We start from the raw sequence: 16,130 nt of genomic DNA on the forward strand, positions 1-16,130 counted from the left end.
CCTCCTGTGCCAAGGTGGGGCCGTGGACGAGCGACCCCGCGCACCGATCGACGGCCGACGCCTGCACGACCTCGCGCCGGGCTTCGAGGTGCTCGTGACGGACGAGACCGCCAGCACGAATGCCGACCTCGCCGCGGCGGCCCGCGCCGGGGCGCCGGAATGGACCGTCCACACCACCGACCACCAGGCCGCCGGCCGCGGCCGGCTCGACCGCACGTTCACGATGCCCCCGCTCACCGGGATCGCCGTCTCGACGCTCGTGCGTCCCGTTGAGGTGCCGCCGGTCCGCTGGCCGTGGCTGCCGCTCGTCGCGGGCCTCGCGGTCGTCGACACCGTGCGCTCGGTCGGCGTCGAGGTGGCACTCAAGTGGCCCAACGACGCGCTCGTCGACGATCGGCGGAAGCTGTGCGGGATCCTCGTCGAACGCGTCGAGACCCCGACGGGCGCGGCGGCGGTGATCGGCATCGGCCTGAACGTCGCCCTCACCGCCGAGGAGCTGCCCGTCGAGCGGGCGACCTCGCTGCTGCTCGAGGGCGCCACGACGACCGACCGGACCGAGCTGCTCGCCACCCTGCTCTCGTGCCTGCGCGAGCGCGTCCTCGTGTGGCGCGACCCGGCCCGGGCGGACGAGCTCGCCGCCGCCTACGCCGCGGCCTGCTCGACCCTCGGCCGACGCGTGCGGATAGAGCGTGCCGACGGCTCCCACGTCGACGGCACGGCGACCGGCGTGGACGAATCGGGCTGCCTCGTCGTCGACGGCGTCGCATGGTCGGCGGGCGACGTGACGCACCTGAGGCCGCAATGAGCCGCGACGGCCTCGCCCGCTGGCCGAGCGTGGGAAACTGAGCCCATGCTGTCGGAGAAGCTGCTCCTCGATGACGAGGTCGTCGAGACCGAGACCCGCACCCACGTCAAGGCCCTCATCGTCCCGTTCCTGCTCGGGCTCGGGCTCATGCTCGTCGCGGGGTACTACGTCGGGCTCGTCGGGGACAGCGGTGGCGGCACGCCCCGGCTCGTCGGGATCATCGTGCTCGTCGTGCTGTTCGCGTGGGTCACGGTGCTGCCGTTCCTGCGCTGGCTGACCTGGACCTACACGCTGACGAACCGCCGGCTCATCGAGCAGAAGGGGATCCTCTCGCGCAGCGGCCGGATCATCCCGCTCGCGCGCATCAACGACGTCTCCTACGAGAAGAGCGTGATCGACCGGATCCTGCGGTGCGGCACGCTGATCATCCACGACGCGAGCCAGCAGTCCGGCCTGCAGCTGAAGGACATCCCGCGGATCGAGGACGTGCACCGGCGGGTCTCGCGGCTCGTGCTGGACGCGCATGCTCCCGAGGCGAGGCGCGATGAACAGTCCTGAGGAGCAGGAGCTCGTCGACGTCATCCTCGCCGAGCAGCTGCACTACACGAACGCCGAGACTGCCGAGCGCGGCGGCCTCACGCTCGACCAGGCGACCCGGCTGTGGCGCAACCTCGGCTTTCCCGACCCCGGCACGGAGCCGGCCTTCGGCGACGCCGACGTCTCGGCCGTCGCGATCGTGGCCACCGCGATGGAGCACCAGATCCTCGACGAGTCGACCGTCTTCCGGCTGACGCGCGCGCTCGGTCAGACGATGTCGCGGCTGGCCGACTGGCAGGTCACGATCCTCGTCGACCAGCTCGAAGCCGACATCGTGCGCGGCAAGTCCGAGAGCCGCGCCGGCGCCGCGCTCGAGCTCGCCTCGTCGGCGGTCCCCGGCTTCGAGCGCCTCATGGTCCACGTGTGGCGACGCCATCTCGCGGCCGCGGCCGCGCGGCTCACCGCGCTGGGCGCGAACGACCAGGCCCTGCTGTCGACCGACATGACCGTCGGGTTCGCCGACATGACCCGGTTCACGGCGCTGTCGAACCGGCTCGACGACGACGCCCTCGCCTCCGTCGTCGAGGAGTTCGAGACCCGTTGCGGCGACATCATTACGGCCGCCGGTGCGCGCGTCATCAAGACGCTCGGCGACGCGATGCTGTTCGTCCACCCCGATCCGATCGCGGCGACCAGGATCGCCCTCGACGTGATCTCCGGCATCGGCGCCCGGCCGAAGCTGCCCGACGTGCGGGTCGGCCTGGCCACCGGGTCGGTGCTGAGCCGGCTCGGCGACGTCTTCGGCCCGCCCGTGAACCTCGCCGCCCGGCTCTCGCAGGTCGCGCGCGCCAATCGCGTGCTCGTCGACGAGACCACCGCCCAGGCGCTCGGCGACCAGTTCGAGACCCGCAGCCTGCCGCCGCGGCCCATCAAGGGCTTCGGCCACCTCGCCCCGATCACGGTCTCGGAGCGGCGCAGCTACCGCGCCCGCTGAGTCATCGTCCGATTCGCTCACTAGGCTGGTCGCGTGACGCTCGAACCCCCCGGCCGCGACGTCGCGGTCATCGGTGGCGGCCAACTGGCCCGCATGATGCAACAGCCCGCGATCGCCCTCGGGATCCGGCTGCGCCTGCTCGCGGAAGGCCCTGACGTCTCGGCCGCGCAGGTCATCGGCGACCACGTCGTCGGCGCGCACACCGACCTCGGCGACCTGCGCCGCGCGGTCGCCGACGCGCCGGTCGTGACGTTCGACCACGAGCACGTGCCGCCGTCGCACCTGCGGGTCCTCGCCGACGAGGGACACGCGTGCCGGCCCGGGCCGGACGCGCTGATCCACGCGCAGGACAAGCTCGTGATGCGGCGCCGGCTGACCGAGCTGGGCGTCCCCTGCCCGCGCTGGGCGCAGGTGTCCGGCCCCGACGACATCGAGGCGTTCGGCTACCCCGCGATCCTCAAGACCGCTCGCGGCGGGTACGACGGCAAGGGCGTCTGGAAGGTCGACTCGGCCGACGACATCGAGCAGCCGCTGTCGGTCGACGGCGAGCTGCTGGCGGAGGAGCTCGTCGCGTTCCGGCGCGAGCTGTCCGCGCAGGTCGCCCGCAACGCCAGCGGCGAGATCGTCGACTATCCGGTCGTGGAGTCGCGTCAGGTCGACGGCGTGTGCGCCGAGGTGATCGCGCCGGCCCCGAACATCGACCCCGCCCTCGAGGCCCGGGCCCGGGCGATCGCCCGGACGATCGCCGAGGAGCTCGACGTGGTCGGCATGCTCGCGGTCGAGCTGTTCGAGACCGACGACGACCGCGTCCTGGTCAACGAGCTCGCGATGCGTCCCCACAACACGGGCCACTGGTCGATCGACGGCGCCGTCACGAGCCAGTTCGAGAACCACCTGCGGGCCGTGCTGGACCTGCCGCTCGGCTCCTCGGCCCCGCGTCAGCCGTGGGCGGTCATGGTGAACGTCCTCGGCGGCAGCGTCACGGATCTCGCGGCCCAGCGGGCCGTCGCCCTGGCCGCGGAGCCGGACGTCAAGGTCCACCTCTACGGCAAGGCGGTCAAGCCGGGCCGCAAGGTCGGTCACGTCACCGCGGTGGGCGACGACCTCGAGGACGTGCTGCGCCGGGCCCGGCGCAGCGCACGGTTGCTGACGGACGGCATCGACGAAGGAGCAGGCGTATGACCGCACGAGTCGGGATCGTGATGGGGTCGGACTCCGACTGGCCCACGATGGAGGCCGCCGCGACGGCGCTCGCCGAGTTCGGGGTCGAGTACGAGGCCGACGTCGTCTCCGCGCACCGGATGCCGACCGAGATGCTGGACTACGGCCGCACGGCCCACGAGCGCGGGCTCGAGGCGATCATCGCCGGCGCCGGTGGAGCCGCCCACCTCCCGGGCATGCTGGCCGCCGTCACGCCGCTGCCGGTCATCGGCGTGCCCGTGCCGCTGAAGTACCTCGACGGGATGGACTCGCTGCTGTCCATCGTCCAGATGCCCGCCGGCGTCCCCGTCGCCACCGTCGCGATCGGCAACGCCCGCAACGCCGGCCTGCTCGCGGTGCGCATCCTCGCCGTCGGCGACCCCGACCTCACCCAGCGCATGCTCGACTTCCAGGAGTCCCTCGCCGACGCCGCCCGCGCCAAGGGCGCCGTCGTCCGGGGCGGCTGACGGTTTACCACGGTCCCTTGGTTCGTTGGCTCCTCCCTCGGTGAACTCACCGAGGGCGGATCGCCATCGCCGAGGGGAGTCAGTAGAGCCCGTCCGCATACTGGGCGCCGTAGTAGCGCTCGAGCTCCTCGACCGAGTCCTCGGGCCGTTCCAGCGCGTGCGCGATCTCCGCGCGTGACGGCACGGCACCGGGCTCCCACGTCTCGGGCTGCCACAGCTTCGAGCGCAGGAACGCCTTCGCGCAGTGGAAGAAGACCTGCGTCACGGTGACCTCGCACACCACGACCGGGCGGTGGCCCTTCACGACCAGGTCGTCGACGTACCCCGGCGTGTCCACGTCGGTGCGCAGCAACCGGGCGGTGCCGTTGACGCGCAGCGTGTCGCCGCGACCCGGGATCAGGAAGACCAGGCCGATGTGGGGGTTCTGCAACAGGTTCGCGAACCCGTCCGCGCGTCGATTGCCCGGTCGTTCGGCCAGGGCCAGGGTGTGGCCGTCGACGACCCGGACGAGCGATCCGGGCGGGTCGCCCTTCGGCGAGACGTCGCACGTGCCGTCCGCCGCCGAGGTTGCGACGAGACAGAACGGGCTGGCGGCCAACCACGCCACGTGCTCGGGGTGGAGGCGGTCGCGGTCCTTCTGCACGGCCCGGGGGAGGGGCTCGCCGAGGAGCTCTCGCAACTCATCGGCGGTCTGGATTTCGGCCATGCGCCACGGTACGTCGCGGGGTCCCCCCTCGGCAGGTCGTGTCCTCCCTCGGTGAGTTCACCGAGGGAGGAGCCAACGAACCGTGGGACCGTGGTAAACCGTCACCCCGGTCCTGCGCGAAAATCGAGGGAACTAGAATTTGCTCGGAAATCCTAGTTTTCGAGAGCGGGAGTGAGCGCGCGTGTCCGATTTCTTCGCGTTGTCCGAGGAGCACCAGGCGATCCGCGAGGCGGTGCGCAACGTCGCCGAGGCGAAGATCGCGCCGTTCGCGGCGGCGGTGGACGAGGAGGCCCGGTTCCCCCATGAGGCGAACGAGGCCCTCATCGCCGCCGACTTCCACGCCCCCCACGTCCCCGAGCAGTACGGCGGCGCCGGCGCCGACGCGCTCGCGACCGTGCTCGTGATCGAGGAGGTCGCCCGCGTGTGCGTCTCCAGCTCGCTCATCCCGGCGGTCAACAAGCTCGGCTCGCTGCCCGTCCAGATCGGCGGCGACGAGCAGATCAAGGCGAAGTACCTGTCGAAGCTCGCGGCGGGCGAGGGCGGTTTCAGCTACTGCCTGTCCGAGCCCGAGGCCGGCTCGGACGCCGCGAACCAGAAGACCTCCGCCAAGCGCGACGGCGACGACTGGATCATCAACGGCACGAAGCGCTGGATCACCAACGCCGGTGAGTCCGAGTACTACACGGTGCTCGCCCAGACCGACCCCGAGAAGCGCAGCAAGGGCATCACGGCGTTCGTCGTCGAGAAGTCCGACGGGGGCGTCTCGTTCGGTGCGCCGGAGAAGAAGCTCGGCATCAAGGGCTCGCCGACGCGCGAGGTCTACTTCGACCACGTGAAGATCCCCGGCGACCGCATCATCGGCGAGGTCGGTGAGGGCTTCTCGATCGCGATGAAGACGCTCGACCACACGCGGGTCACGATCGCGGCCCAGGCCGTCGGCGTGGCACAGGGTGCCCTGGACTACGCGATCGGCTACGTCCAGGAGCGCAAGCAGTTCGGCAAGGCCATCGCCGAGTTCCAGGGCCTGCAGTTCATGCTCGCCGACATGGGCATGAAGGTCGAGGCCGCGCGCCAGCTCACGTACGCCGCCGCCGGTCGCTCCGAGCGTGGCGACAAGGACCTCACGTTCTTCGGCGCCGCGGCGAAGGCGTTCGCCTCCGACACCGCGATGCAGGTCACGACCGATGCGGTCCAGCTGCTCGGCGGCTACGGCTTCACGCGCGACTACCCCGTCGAGCGGATGATGCGCGATGCGAAGATCACGCAGATCTACGAGGGCACGAACCAGGTCCAGCGCATCGTCATGGCCCGCCAGCTGCTGGCCGGGATCCAGTCGACGCTGTGATCCCGACGCCGGCCTGAGCCGGCCGGTTGTCCACAGGTACGTGTCAGGTACTTGAATCCTCCTCCCGATGCACAATACGTTGTGCACACCACGGTGGGCCGACCCGGTCCGCCACGAGGAATCGGGGGGATTCATGCACCAGTTCACGCGTGCCTGCGGCGTCCTTCTCACGGCGGTCGCGTTGACCGTCGGGACGCTCTCGACCGCTCATGCCACGGGATCGGGGGTCACGGTCGCCGACCGGCTGGCCCAGATCCCGCTCGTCGACGACGCGGTGCCCCTGCACCGGTCGCCCGTCCGTGACGTCACGGCGGCGGGCTCGGTCCGGCTCGGTGCCGGCGGCTCGTCGTCCCTCGGCCTGGACCTGCCCGTCGCCGCCTCCTCGGGCGTCGACAGCAGGGACGGCCGCTACGTGTGGCGGGCCGGGCCGTCCGCCTCGGTCACCGTCACGCCGACCGAGTCGGGCACCCAGGTGCTCGTCGGGATCGAGTCGCCCGGCGCGCCGACGGCCTACTCGTTCGGGCTCGATGCGCCGCAGGGTTCGCGCACCGAGGTCAGCGCGGCGGGCACGGTCGACGTCACCGATGCCGACGGTCGCCTCACGGCCCAGATCGAGGCGCCGTGGGCCCTCGATGCCGAGGGCAGGTCGGTCCCGACCCACTTCGAGGTCCACGCGGGCACGGTCGTCCAGGTCGTCGACCACCACGCGGGCGATCACGCCTATCCGATCGTCGCCGACCCCAAGGTGAAGTTCTGCGACCTCGCCACGGCCGTGTGCGTCAAGTTCACGAAGGCCGAGACGCGACGGATCGCCAACGCCATGAACTCGTCGATCGCGGCCGGGGTGAGCACGCTGTGCGCGAAGATCCCGACCAGCAGTCCGGCAGGGCTCGCGGCGAGGGCGATCTGCGCCGTCGCGGTCAACCTGTACTTCAACTCCCTGCGCAGCGCCTTCCGCAAGGCGAAGAAGGCTGGTAAGTGTACGGAGGCGAAGTTCCGGATCATCGGACCGGCGATCGTGACGGCGAAGGTGGTGAAGTGTTGAAGGCACTCCTGGGGTATGTCGTCGTCGCGGCGGCGTTGTGCGTCTCCGTCCTGGTCTTCACCGACCGCGACTCCGAGGCGTGGGCACTGGCAGCGGCGTGCATGGTCGGCCTGGCCCTCGGCGATGTCGTGTTCGGCCTGTGGGCCCGGCGGCCACGCCGGACCGATGGCTGACGGCGCGCGGTCGAGGACGACGCAGTACGACTGAGGTGGGCGTGTCCGGTTCCGTCGCGGCGGAACCGGACACGCTGCACCGTTTTGTACGGTGGGCGGATGCCGAGGAACCTGCTGCAGGCGAGTGCCGCCGTCATCGTCCTGTGGGGTCTCCTCGGCGGCTGCGAGTCCGCCGACGACAGGACCGCCGAGCAGCCCGCGACGTCCGCGACGACCTCGACGGCCGCGACACTCGAGGCACCTCGGGGCGAGGCGTTCTACACGCCGCCGGACGATCTGGGCGACCGGACGCACGGCGACCTGATCTGGTCACGGACCGCCGACGACGACAGGTTCGCGCACGCCCGTCGATCGACCGTGCTGTATGCCCAGGAAGGGATCGACGGCGACCTCGTCGGGACCTCGGGGTGGGTCGCGGTCCCCGACGGTGAGCCGCCGGCCGGCGGTTGGCCCGTCGTCACGTGGGCACACGGCACGACCGGGATCGCCGACCAGTGCGCGCCCTCCCGCGCCACGGCCGCCGGAGGGGTGTCCGACGCCGGAGCGATCGCGACGACGAGGGCGCTGCTGCAGCGCTGGATCGACACGGGCCATGCGGTCGTGGCCACGGACTACGAGGGCCTCGGCACCCCCGGCGACCATCCGTACCTCATCGGCGCCTCGCAGGGCCGCGCCGTGCTGGACATCGTGCGGGCCGCACGCCAGCTGGACGCCGACCTCAGCGATCGGGTGCTCGTCGCGGGCCACTCCCAGGGCGGTCACGCCGCACTGTGGGCCGGCTCGCTCGCGCCGCGGTACACGCGCGAGCTGGACGTCGTCGGCACGGTCGCGTTCGCGCCGGCCTCGCACCTGTCACTGGCGGTCGACGCGGCGATCAGCGGCGCGGCGGCGGTTCCCGCGGCGCTCGTCTCGATGATCGTGCGCGGACTCGACATCGCGTACCCCGGGAAGATCCCGGTCGACGCGCTCCTGAACGCGCGCGGTCGCGCGCTGTACCCGCGCACCCTCGACACGTGCCTGCTCGGGCTCGTGGGCAGCGACGCCTACGGGCTGAGGCCGTTCTCGGACTTCGCCAACGCGGAGGCGGACACCGCAGCGGTGAAGTCCAGGCTCGACGCGAACGACCCGGGGGTGCTGACGATCGCCGGCCCGATCCTGATCCTGCAGGGCACCGCCGACCGGGTCGTGCCGCCGGTGCTCACCGACACCCTCGCGAACGGCTACGAGCGACGCGACCTCGACGTGGCGTACGAGACGTACCCCGGCGCCGGGCACACCGAGGTGCTCGACCGGTCGCGCACCCGGGTCGCCGCGTTCACCGCGTCGGCGTTCGCGGCGCGGTGAGGGTCGATCACTTCGGCATGCCGTCCTCGGTGCACAGGTCGCCGAGCGCGTCGGTCGTGCCGTCCTGCAGGTGACCGAAGTACGCGACCGCGCGCTCACGGTCCCACTGGACCGACAGGTCCGCGATCGGCACCGTGCAGCTCAGGCCCTCGCCGCTCATGGAGCGCATCAGGTTCCAGCCGAAGCGGGCGAAGGAGAACAGCGAGTCGTCGTCGCCCACGGCGATCGAGTCGGCCGTCGTCATCGCCACGCGGGTGTACTTCACGGGGTTGAGGAAGGTCGAGGGCGACAGCGCGGCCTCGCCGATCGCGCCGATCACCTCGCGCTGGTGCTGCCCGCGCGCGATGTCGCCGGTCGCGAAGGCGTGCCGCGATCGCGAGTACGCCAGCGCGGTCGCGCCGTCGACCTCCTGGCAGCCCTTCTCGATGTCGAGGTGCGCGTCCTCGTCCTTGATGTCCTCCTCGGGACAGATCGTGATGCCGCCGAGTGCGTCCACGACGTCCTCGAGGCCCTGGAACCCGATCTCGGCGTAGCCGTCGATGCGGACACCGGACTCGGACTCGAGCGTCTCGACGAGCAGGGGAGGACCGCCGTACGCGTAGGCGGCGTTGATCTTGGTACGGCCGTGTCCGGGGATGTCGACCAGTGAGTCACGCGGGATCGAGGTGAGCACGGAGGGTCCGTCGCCTCCGTACGTCAGCATCATGATCGTGTCCGTGCGCCCGCGGGACGTGTCCTTGGGGCGCTTGTCGGTGCCGACGAGCAGCCAGGTCGTGGCGCCGCCCTCGGCCGGCCGGTCGCCGTCGGGGGTCGCGTCGACCTTCAGGACCTTCGACCAGGCCACGATCGGCACGGCGATGAGGAAGATGAGCCACAGCGCCAGGAGGAGTCCAAGCAGCCGCCACCGGCCGCGCGGTCGCTTGCGCCTCGGCTCCTTCGGTCCCGTGTCGCGCCCGCCGGGAGGGGGCAGTTGGGGCGGCGGCAGCGACGGATCGGTCGCCGGGTGCGCAGGGACGACACGACCGGTCTCGTCGTCATAGAGCCAGTCGTACCCACCGGGGGGAGTGGGACCTGAGGGAGGCATGGGGTGAAGGTACCCCGTCTCCGCAAGGTCGCGATTCTCTCGGGCGTCGTCGGCGCGTCATCACCGCGATCGGCGTGACCGACTCGATACTGAGGGGACCTACGGACGCTTCCCCACCGTGAGGACCGCAATGCACGACGACCGCCCGAGCGCGCTCGGTGGCACCTATGCCGACCCGAGCCACAGCTCCGCCAAGATCCAGTTCCGCCGCGCCCTGACCCTCGCCGCGATGACCGTTGTCATGCCCGGCTCGGCGCAGCTCGTGCAGGGCAACCGCCGGATCGGCCGCATCGCCATCCGGATCTGGCTCGCCGTGATCGCCGTCCTGCTCGTCGTGGGGCTCATCGCCCTCGTCGACCGCCAGGCCCTGTTCGGCCTCGTCACGAACAGCGCACTGCTGTGGCTGGGCCGGTGGCTGCTGGTGCTCCTCGCGATCGGCTGGATCGCCCTGATCGTCGACGCCTGGCGACTCGGGCGACCGCGCCAGCTGGCCGGACCGCACCTGGCGATCTCGACGGGCCTGCACGGTGCGCTCGCGCTGGGCACCGCCGCGATCCTGTTCTTCGCGGCACACACGGTCTCGGTCATGAACGGCTTCACCGGCACCGTCTTTGCGTCGACCACGGTCACGAAGCCGCACGAGGGCCGCTACAACGTGCTGCTCATGGGCACCGACTCGGGCAAGGACCGCTTCGGCATGCGGCCCGACTCGCTCAACGTCGCGAGCGTCGACGCCGAGACCGGCAAGGCGGTCCTGATCGGTCTGCCGCGCAACCTGCAGGACGTCCCGTTCCCGCGCGGCACGGTGATGCACGAGCAGTTCCCGGACGGCTTCAACTGCGACGGCTGCTACCTCAACGCCGTGAACACGTGGGCCAACGACCACGCCGACCTGTTCGACGACAAGGAGCCGGGCATCGACGCGACGATGGACGCCGTCGAGGAGGTCACCGGTCTCACGCTGAACTACTACGCCCTCGTGAACATGAAGGGCTTCTCCGAGCTCATCGACGCCGTCGGGGGCGTGAAGGTCAACGTGCGCGAGCGCACCGCGATCGGCGGCATCGGCTCACCGATCCGCGGCTACATCGAGGCGGGCGAGAAGAAGCTGACCGGCGACCAGGCGCTCTGGTACGCCAGATCGCGCGTGCAGAACGACGACTGGTCGCGCATGGGCCGGCAGAAGTGCGTCATGAACGCGATGGTCCATCAGCTCAGCCCGCAGAAGGTCGTCCTGAACATGGGCAAGATCGCCGACTCGAGCGCGGCGATGCTGCACACGAGCATCCCGCGCCAGGACCTCAACGTCTTCATGGATCTCGCGCTCAAGACGAAGTCCCAGCCGATCGCGTCCGTGTCGCTCGTGCCGCCGGTCATCTACACGGGCAATCCCGACTTCGCGAAGGTCCGCCGCCTCGTCGGCGACGCGATCGAGACGTCCGAGGGCGCCGAGGTCCAGAAGGCGTCGCTCGTCAAGGCGAAGCTGCCGCTGATCGACGTCGAGTCGCCCGCCGGGACCAAGGATCCGCGCAAGGCGAACCAGAGCACGGACCTCGGCGCGTCCTGCTGACGACGCCGACGGCGTCCCACTTGGGGGCGCCCGGTTTAATGGGATGTCGGCCGTCGACGCCAGGGAGGTCCGTGCCGTGAGTGGACTCGGGGCACGACCCACACGGGTCGCGTCCAAGGGCGGGCTGCGCCGTGCCCTGGCGCTGATCCTCGGAACGATCGTCTGGCCCGGCAGCGCCCAGTTCCTGGCCGGCGCCCGTCGTCTCGGCGCGACCGTCATGGTCCTGTGGGTCGCGCTGATCGTCGGCACCTCCGTCGTGTGGTTCCGCTTCCGTCCCGACCGCGCGCAGATCATCGACTGGGTGACCGATCCGGCCGTCCTGGGCACGGCACGCGTCGTCGGCCTCGTCGTCGCGGTGGCGTGGATGCTGCTCTTCGTCGACGCGTGGCGGCTCGCGCTCGTGCGCAACCTCGGCTGGTGGCGCATCGGCGTCATCTCGATCGTCAACATCACGGTCGTCGCGCTCGTGACGTCGACGACCTACCTGTCCTGGAACACCGTCTCGGCCTCCAAGGAGGTCGTCGAGAAGGTCTTCCAGGAGACCGAGGTGAAGTCGCCGCTGCAGGGCCGCTACAACATCCTGCTGCTGGGCGCCGACTCCGGGGACGACCGCTACGGCCTGCGCCCCGACTCGCTCAACCTCGTCAGCATCGACGCCGAGACCGGCGTCCCGGTGATGGTCTCGCTGCCGCGCAACCTGCAGAACGTGCCGTTCCCGGAGGATTCTCCGATGCACACGGTCTATCCGTACGGCTACAACTGCGGCACGACGTGCCTGCTAAACGCCGTCCACACCACGGCTTCGAACCGCACCGACCTCTACCCCGACAGCAAGGACCCCGGCCTCGACGCCACGCTCGACGCGGTCGAGGGCGCCACGGGCCTCAAGGTCAACTACTACGTGCTCGTGAACATGAAGGGCTTCTCCAGCCTCGTCAACGCCGTCGGCGGGATCGAGATGGACGTCAAGGAGCCGATCGCGATGTTCGGTCACGACGACGCGTGGAAGCAGGAGTACATCGCCGCCGGCAAGCAGAAGCTGAACGGCCGCGAGGCGCTCTGGTACGGCCGCAGCCGGGTCCAGTCCGACGACTACACGCGCATGGGCCGGCAGAAGTGCCTCATGCAGGCGATGCTGCAGCAGCTGAGCCCGCAGCAGGTCATCCTCAACGCGACCGACATCGCGAAGTCCTCGGCCGCGATGCTGCAGACCGACATCCCGCAGTCCGAGCTCGGCGCGTTCGGCGACCTGGCGCTCAAGGCCAAGGACCAGAAGATCGCGACCCTGTCGGTCGTGCCGCCGGAGTACTCGACGGTGACGCCGAACTTCGAGCAGATCCACGCCGACGTCGCGGCGCTCGTGGCCAAGAGCGAGAAGCAGCAGCAGAAGGCCGAGACGTCCGGCGCGACGCCGGCCACCCCGGGAACGACCGCGACGACCGAGCCGACCACGACCCCCACGACGGCATCGCCGGGGGCGGCCAACAACACCGACGACCTCGCCGCCACCTGCTGAGCGGGTGGGGCCGCGGCTCCGTCAGTCGGTGGCGGCGTCGCGCTCGGTCTCGTAGGCCTCGATGACCTCGTTGACGTCGCCGTCCATGATCAGCTCGCCCTTCTCGATCCAGATCACCCGCGTGCAGGTGTCGCGGATCGACTGCATCGAGTGGCTGACCAGGAAGACGGTTCCGGCGTTGTCGCGGATCTCGCGGATCCGCTCCTCGCTGCGCTTGCGGAACCGGCGGTCGCCGACCGCGAGCGCCTCGTCGACGATCAGGATCTCGTGGTTGCGGATCGTGGCGATCGCGAACTTCAGGCGCGCCGTCATGCCGGACGAGTAGGTCCGCATCGGCAGGTGGATGAATTTGCGGATCCCCGCGAAGTCGACGATCTCGTCGTACCGGGCCTCGATCTCGGCCTTGGAGAAGCCCATCGCGAGGCCGCCGAGCATGACGTTCCGCTCGCCGGAGAGCTCGCGGATCAGGGCGGCGCCGACGCCCAGCATGCTGGGTCGCGTGCTGGCGTAGACCGCACCGCGGCTGGCGGGGGTCAGGCCGGTGATCGCCCGCATGAGCGTGGACTTGCCCGAGCCGTTCGAGCCGATGATGCCGATGCTGTCGTTCTCGTATGCGGTGAACGAGATGCCCTTGAGGGCGTGGACCGTCTGGGTGCGCTTCGCGCGACTCAGCAGGCCGCCGCTGTCCGCGGCGGTCGCGCGCTTGCCGGTGGCGAAGACCTTGTACTCGACGTGCAGGTCCTGCACGACGACGACGGGGCGGCGCGTCTCCGGGCCGGCCACCGGAGCGGTCTCAGTTGACTCGGCCATAGCGCTCCTCGGCGGACCAGAAGAACACGGCGCCCACGATGACCGACACGATCGACCAGCCGATGATGATCGGCCACAGCTGCAGGCGCACGTCGTACAGGGGATCGGAGTCGAGCAGCAGTTCGCGCGTCAGGCTCAGGAACGCGTAGACGGGCTGGAACTCCATGGCGTGGACGAGCTGCGGGTGGTCGGCGAACCGCAGGTCGAAGCTGAAGAAGATGCCGGTCGTGTAGAAGAAGAACCGCGTGATGAACGGGATGAGGTTCGTCAGATCGCGGAAGTGCACCGTGAGCCGCGCCGTCACGAAGGCGACGCCGAGGCAGAACACGTAGTAGAAGCACAGCAGCGGCACGAGCAGCAGCCAGGCCAGCGTGGGCAGGTGGCCCATCACGACGAGCAGCACGAGCAGCAGCCCCATCGTCGGCACGAGCTGCAGGAACTTCTGCGTGACGACCGACATCGGCAGCGCCATGCGCGGGAAGGCCAGGCTCTGGACGAGCGCCTGGTTCGAGGTGATCGAGCGGGCGCCGCTGGACATGCACGCGGAGAAGAACTCGAACGTGAAGACGCCGATGATGAGGAACGCGATGAAGTCGGGGACGCTCTTCGTGCTCTCCATCAGCACGCCGAACACGAGGCCGAACACCGCGGCGTTCAGCAGGGGCTTGAGGACGATCCAGAGCATCCCGAGACGCTGGCGCTGGTTCTCGGCCTCGATGCGGAACTTCGCCAGCGAGATGATGAAGTCCTTGCGACGGGCGACGTCCCGCAGATAACTCTGCAGCGGGGGTCGGCCGCCCACCCGGGTCAGGCCGTGGGCCTGCGGATCCTCGACCGTTGGGGTCATTGCGTGCTGTTCCTGTCGTGGTGGTCTGTGGCACCGCCGCCCGGCGTCGGATGCCCCGACGAGTCTAGGGCACCCCCGGTGACGCCTCCGTCAATGAGTGTCGGGGTCGATCCGGGCACGCTCCTGCTGGGCGATGCGGGCGAGCTCGTCGGGCCCCGCACCGCTCACGACGACGAGCGAGCCGCCGCCCACGAGGGCCGCAGCGATCGCGCGCGCATCGTCCGCGAGGGATGCCGGTCCGCGCACGAGCCGGGCGGCGGAGCCGGGACCGGCCAGCAGGTCGGCCTGGCTCGTGACGTCGCCGTCGAGGTCGATCGCCGGGTCCTGCGGCTGCGGGGGATCGAGGTCGACGAAGACGTCGGGGCTCGCCGGCACGTGCACCGCGACGTCGAGGAAGCCGTCCGGCTCTTGCGCGAAGCGACCGCCGAGCGGGCGCAGCGACGCGGCGAGCCGGACGGGCTCGGTCGCCTCCAGCTCGGGCCCGGACACGCCGATCCGGGCGTCGTGGTCGGTGACCACCGCGCCGACCCGCCATGCGCCGAGCAGCCAGACGAAGCGCAGCCAGTGGCTGGGCAGACCGATCCGGATCCGCGTGCCACGCTCGGCGTCGAGCTCGTCGACGAGCAGGTTGGCGACCTTCGCGACCCAGTTGGCGAGGGTCGTGCCGGAGAGCTCGACCCGCTCGCCGGTGGCCACGTCGTAGTACGTGACGACCGGGGTCGGGGTGGGGGACAGGGCCGTGGCGAACGTGCGGATCACGCCTCCACGCTAGTGAATGGCCCTCGGAACGTGGCCCCTGAGGCGGATGGGGCGCAATGGGTGCGACACGCCGACAAGGTGCTGAGGTTTGCAATTCGGCTTGACGTTTGGCAGAGACCCGTCTGTAATTACAGGTATGTCATTAGTCGGTTGGATCGAGGGCGACGACCCCGAGCTCATGTGGCAGGAGCGTGCCCTGTGCGCTCAGACCGATCCCGAGTCGTTCTTCCCCGAGAAGGGCGGCTCCACGCGCGAGGCCAAGCGCGTGTGCCTGAGCTGCGATGTCAAGGGAGAGTGCCTCGAGTACGCACTCGCCCATGACGAGCGCTTCGGGATCTGGGGCGGCCTGTCCGAGCGGGAGCGTCGCAAGCTCAAGAAGCGCGCCTGACCTTCGCGCCACGCCGCGTTGATGCCGGGGCCGGCATCGGGACCCGGCACGGCCTCACGACACACGTCCACCGACCGCCTGCGCCCGCAGCCGGTCGGTGTGTCGTTCCTGGACCTCCGTCGCATGGCTCGCGAACCGTTCGACGACGTCGAGCTCCTCGGCGGTGAATCGGGCCGTGACCTGCGCCTCGGCGTCCTGCAGGAACGGACCGAGGAGTTGCCAGACCCGCTCGCGGGCGAGCGGCGTCGGTCGCACGACGGTCTTGCGCCGATCGGAGTCGTGCGGCTCGCGCACGACGTAGCCGGCCCGCTCGAGTCGGTCGAGCATCGTGGTCACGCTGCCGGTCGTGAGGTGCAGCAGGTCGGCCAGGTCCCTCGGGGTCGACTCGCGCTCGCCGGGGGTGAGGAGCACCTCCAGGCAGCGCAGGTCCGTGGTGTTGACCCCGAGCAGCCGGGCCGTCTCCCGGTCGAAGTCCGCGACGGCGGCCTGGTAGCGCTGCAGGACCGCACCGACGGCGTTCACCTTGACAATCAAGTCATT

General features: G+C 70.4%; 18 protein-coding genes. 12 read left to right on the plus strand and 6 right to left on the minus strand.

Annotation, left to right across the window (positions count from 1 at the left end):
- The first annotated feature begins 22 nt into the window (after positions 1–22).
- Genes ACT26F_RS00385 through purE form a run of 5 tightly spaced genes read left to right on the plus strand, consistent with a single transcriptional unit; the run spans position 23 to position 4,003 of the window.
- Entirely contained in the window at positions 23–805 is a 783-nt protein-coding gene (locus ACT26F_RS00385) for a biotin--[acetyl-CoA-carboxylase] ligase (RefSeq protein WP_471668488.1), read from the plus strand.
- A 45-nt stretch (positions 806–850) separates the two neighbouring features.
- A complete protein-coding gene (locus ACT26F_RS00390) occupies positions 851–1,363 on the plus strand; it encodes a PH domain-containing protein (RefSeq protein ID WP_471668489.1) in 513 nt (170 codons plus the stop codon).
- Complete coding sequence (locus ACT26F_RS00395) at positions 1,350–2,336, plus strand: adenylate/guanylate cyclase domain-containing protein (RefSeq protein WP_471668490.1); 987 nt, start codon at positions 1,350–1,352, stop codon at positions 2,334–2,336. The genes ACT26F_RS00390 and ACT26F_RS00395 overlap by 14 nt, the downstream gene beginning before the upstream one ends.
- A 33-nt stretch (positions 2,337–2,369) precedes the next feature.
- Positions 2,370–3,518, plus strand: a complete 1,149-nt coding sequence (locus ACT26F_RS00400; RefSeq protein WP_471668491.1) for a 5-(carboxyamino)imidazole ribonucleotide synthase — start codon at positions 2,370–2,372, stop codon at positions 3,516–3,518.
- Positions 3,515–4,003, plus strand: a complete 489-nt coding sequence (gene purE, locus ACT26F_RS00405; RefSeq protein WP_471668492.1) for a 5-(carboxyamino)imidazole ribonucleotide mutase — start codon at positions 3,515–3,517, stop codon at positions 4,001–4,003. The genes ACT26F_RS00400 and purE overlap by 4 nt, the downstream gene beginning before the upstream one ends.
- 79 nt (positions 4,004–4,082) lie before the next feature.
- Here purE and ACT26F_RS00410 read toward each other — a convergent pair whose 3' ends face one another.
- Entirely contained in the window at positions 4,083–4,709 is a 627-nt protein-coding gene (locus ACT26F_RS00410; RefSeq protein ID WP_471668493.1) for a pyridoxamine 5'-phosphate oxidase family protein, read from the minus strand.
- 181 nt (positions 4,710–4,890) lie between these two features.
- Here ACT26F_RS00410 and ACT26F_RS00415 point away from each other — a divergent pair, with 181 nt between their 5' ends.
- The 4 genes from ACT26F_RS00415 to ACT26F_RS00430 all read left to right on the plus strand — a co-directional run bounded on the left by ACT26F_RS00415 (position 4,891) and on the right by ACT26F_RS00430 (position 8,616).
- Positions 4,891–6,054 (plus strand): acyl-CoA dehydrogenase family protein, encoded by a 1,164-nt coding sequence (locus ACT26F_RS00415; RefSeq protein ID WP_471668494.1) that lies wholly within the window; start codon positions 4,891–4,893, stop codon positions 6,052–6,054.
- Positions 6,055–6,187: 133 nt separating this feature from the next.
- Positions 6,188–7,099 (plus strand): hypothetical protein, encoded by a 912-nt coding sequence (locus ACT26F_RS00420; RefSeq protein ID WP_471668495.1) that lies wholly within the window; start codon positions 6,188–6,190, stop codon positions 7,097–7,099.
- Positions 7,093–7,272, plus strand: a complete 180-nt coding sequence (locus tag ACT26F_RS00425; RefSeq protein WP_471668496.1) for a hypothetical protein — start codon at positions 7,093–7,095, stop codon at positions 7,270–7,272. Before ACT26F_RS00420 ends, ACT26F_RS00425 begins: the two co-directional genes overlap by 7 nt.
- Before the next feature lie 99 nt (positions 7,273–7,371).
- Positions 7,372–8,616, plus strand: coding sequence for a lipase family protein (locus tag ACT26F_RS00430; RefSeq protein WP_471668497.1), 1,245 nt, complete (start codon positions 7,372–7,374; stop codon positions 8,614–8,616).
- A 7-nt stretch (positions 8,617–8,623) separates the two neighbouring features.
- Here the strand turns inward: ACT26F_RS00430 and ACT26F_RS00435 are convergent, their stop codons facing one another.
- Positions 8,624–9,700, minus strand: coding sequence for an LCP family protein (locus ACT26F_RS00435; protein WP_471668498.1), 1,077 nt, complete (start codon positions 9,698–9,700; stop codon positions 8,624–8,626).
- Positions 9,701–9,818: 118 nt separating this feature from the next.
- On the opposite strand from ACT26F_RS00435, the gene ACT26F_RS00440 reads away from it, so the two are divergent.
- Both ACT26F_RS00440 and ACT26F_RS00445 read left to right on the plus strand, forming a co-directional pair.
- Positions 9,819–11,270: an LCP family protein gene (locus ACT26F_RS00440; RefSeq protein ID WP_471668499.1), complete on the plus strand. Its 1,452-nt coding sequence runs from the start codon at positions 9,819–9,821 to the stop codon at positions 11,268–11,270.
- A gap of 76 nt (positions 11,271–11,346) precedes the next feature.
- A complete protein-coding gene (locus ACT26F_RS00445) occupies positions 11,347–12,786 on the plus strand; it encodes an LCP family protein (RefSeq protein ID WP_471668500.1) in 1,440 nt (479 codons plus the stop codon).
- A 21-nt stretch (positions 12,787–12,807) separates the two neighbouring features.
- Here the strand turns inward: ACT26F_RS00445 and ACT26F_RS00450 are convergent, their stop codons facing one another.
- The 3 genes from ACT26F_RS00450 to ACT26F_RS00460 form a co-directional block, all read right to left on the minus strand.
- Positions 12,808–13,596, minus strand: a complete 789-nt coding sequence (locus ACT26F_RS00450; RefSeq protein ID WP_471668501.1) for an ABC transporter ATP-binding protein — start codon at positions 13,594–13,596, stop codon at positions 12,808–12,810.
- Positions 13,580–14,443 carry an ABC transporter permease gene (locus tag ACT26F_RS00455; RefSeq protein WP_471668502.1) on the minus strand — a complete coding sequence of 288 codons (864 nt, stop codon included), beginning with the start codon at positions 14,441–14,443 and terminating at the stop codon, positions 13,580–13,582. Before ACT26F_RS00455 ends, ACT26F_RS00450 begins: the two co-directional genes overlap by 17 nt.
- A 90-nt stretch (positions 14,444–14,533) precedes the next feature.
- Positions 14,534–15,202 carry a TIGR03089 family protein gene (locus ACT26F_RS00460; protein WP_471668503.1) on the minus strand — a complete coding sequence of 223 codons (669 nt, stop codon included), beginning with the start codon at positions 15,200–15,202 and terminating at the stop codon, positions 14,534–14,536.
- A gap of 136 nt (positions 15,203–15,338) precedes the next feature.
- On the opposite strand from ACT26F_RS00460, the gene ACT26F_RS00465 reads away from it, so the two are divergent.
- The gene (locus ACT26F_RS00465; RefSeq protein ID WP_146828372.1) at positions 15,339–15,590 is read left to right on the plus strand and encodes a WhiB family transcriptional regulator; all 252 of its coding nucleotides are present in this window, start codon (positions 15,339–15,341) and stop codon (positions 15,588–15,590) included.
- A 54-nt stretch (positions 15,591–15,644) separates the two neighbouring features.
- On the opposite strand, the gene ACT26F_RS00470 is transcribed toward ACT26F_RS00465, so the two are convergent.
- Positions 15,645–16,112, minus strand: coding sequence for a MarR family winged helix-turn-helix transcriptional regulator (locus ACT26F_RS00470; RefSeq protein WP_471668504.1), 468 nt, complete (start codon positions 16,110–16,112; stop codon positions 15,645–15,647).
- Positions 16,113–16,130: the final 18 nt, after the last annotated feature.

It is taken from the genome of Aeromicrobium sp. SP1 (assembly GCF_055663785.1).